This is a genomic window from Streptomyces sp. a15, assembly GCF_059026085.1.
The window spans coordinates 1-314 of record NZ_JBWLKM010000312.1; the positions used below are offsets into that span (position 1 = coordinate 1).

Here is a 314-nt window from a genome sequence, read left to right on the forward strand (position 1 = left end):
CTCGGTGGTGGAGTTGTTCCGTGCGCGGGTGGCGCAGGCGCCGGATGCGGTGGCTGTCGTCGATGGTGGGCGGCGGGTGTCGTACGGGGAGCTGGATGCGGCCTCGGATCGGGTGGCCGCTTATCTGTGGGGTCGTGGGGTGGGCCGGGGCGATCGGGTGGCGGTGCGGCTGGAGCGGTCGGCCGATCTGGTCGGCGCTCTGCTGGGTGTGTGGAAGGCGGGGGCGGCCTACGTTCCGGTGGATGGTGCTTATCCGGCGGAGCGGGTCGCGTTCGTGCTGGAGGATTCCGCGCCGGCCGTGACGATCGACGACC

Annotated in this window: 1 protein-coding gene; it reads left to right on the top strand. The window is 72.0% G+C overall.

What is annotated here, in order from left to right; genetic code table 11:
• Nucleotides 1-314, top strand: a 314-nt coding sequence (locus AC5P09_RS52280) for an AMP-binding protein (protein WP_493880672.1), incomplete at both ends; no start/stop codon positions are given.